At 76.9% G+C, this 1537-nt stretch carries 1 protein-coding gene and 1 pseudogene; one reads left to right on the plus strand and one right to left on the minus strand.

The genetic code is table 11. The features are described 5' to 3' along the window. Positions 1 to 683, minus strand: a 683-nt coding sequence (locus tag ND748_RS31725) for a cobaltochelatase subunit CobN (RefSeq protein WP_374216087.1), incomplete at its 3' end; no start/stop codon positions are given. A 264-nt stretch (positions 684 to 947) separates the two neighbouring features. On the opposite strand from ND748_RS31725, the pseudogene ND748_RS31730 reads away from it, so the two are divergent. After that, positions 948 to 1537 (plus strand): annotated as a pseudogene (locus ND748_RS31730) (nitrite reductase); the annotation flags it as partial.

The raw sequence follows: 1537 nt of genomic DNA on the forward strand, positions 1-1537 counted from the left end.
GCCCGCGCCGGCTGGCTGCCGCCCGCGGCGAGCACCGTGACGACGAGGGCGTCGGCCCGGCCGAGGGTGGCGAGCAGCTCCGGCTCGGCGGTGCGCAGCGACGCGCAGTACACCGGCAGCGCCGTGCCGCCGGCCCGCTCGACCGCGGCGCACAGCTCCTCGACGAACGCCGTGTTGCCGGCGACGTGATGCGCCCGGTAGTACAGCACCCCGATCACCGGGCCGGCCGGGGTTGGCGCACCGGCGGCGGCGGGCCGGTCGAGCACGCCCCAGGCCGGGGTCGTCACCGGCGGGGCGAACCCGCCGCCGGTGAGCAGCAGCGTGTCGGCGAGGAAGCGGTGCAGCTCGCCGAGGTTGGCCGGCCCGCCCTCGGCGAGGTAGGCGTGCGCTTCGGCGCAGATGCCCGCCGGCACCGTGGAGATCGCCATGAGTTCCGCGTCCGGGGCCCGCTCGCCGCCGAGGACGACCACCGGCCGCGGCCCGGCGAGCAGGGCGGCCAGGCCCTCCTCCCACATCCGCCGCCCGCCGAGGATGCGCACGACGACCACGTCGACGCCGTCGGTCAGTGCGTCGAGGTCGGCGGCGTCGGTGACGTCGAGGCGGGCCGGGTTGCCGAGCCGGTAGCGGGCGCCGCTGGCCCGCGCGGAGAGCAGATCGGTGTCGGAGGTCGACAGCAGCAGCACGACGGCGTCGAACTCGCTCCCGGCGGTGGGTTCGGCCGGCCCGCTGGACGCAGGGGGTACGGACGCAGGGGGAGAGGGCACGGACGCAGGGGTCCCGGACGCAGGGGTCATGGTGCTGCCTTTCCCGGACTTCCTCGCCGTGGGCCGCTCGTGGCTGCCTCACGATGGCAGAGCGGGAGCGGGATGTGTCAAGCACTGTGTGCGGATACCGTCACGACCGACGATCAACCGACAGGTGCCGGGTGCGGCACGTATGCTCCGCCGGTGTCCACCAGCCCGCGGGAGCGCGTCCGCGACGCGTGCCCCGGTGTGCTGCGGACCCATCCGGCGGCGGACGGTGCGCTGGCCCGACTGCGCATCCCCGGCGGAGCCCTCGACAGCGCCGCGGCGCGGACACTCGCCGCATGCGCCCGGGATGTCGCCGACGGCCACCTGGAGCTGACCTCCCGCGGGAACGTCCAGCTTCGCGGCCTCGCCGACGGCGCCGCCGCGGTGCTCGCTGCCCGGGCCGCGGCGGTCGGGCTGTTGCCGTCGGCCACCCACGAGCGGGTCCGCAACATCGTCGGCTCCCCGCTGTCCGGGCGCGCCGGCGCGGGCGTCCGCGACATCGCCCCGCTCGTCGACGCGCTCGACCGCGGGCTGTGCGCCGACCCGACACTCGCCGAGCTACCCGGCCGGATGCTGTTCGCCGTCGACGACGGCAGCGGCGATCTGGCCGGCCTGCCCGCCGATTTCACCCTGCGGGCCGAGCCGGCGGGGCAGGCCCTGCTGCTCGTCGCGGGTGAGGCGAACGTGCTGCGGCTGGCGCAGAGCGCCGCCGTGCCCGCGCTGCTCGCCGCCGCCCGGGCCTTTCT

This window comes from Frankia sp. AiPs1 (genome assembly GCF_023716945.1).
Taxonomy (GTDB): domain Bacteria; phylum Actinomycetota; class Actinomycetes; order Frankiales; family Frankiaceae; genus Frankia.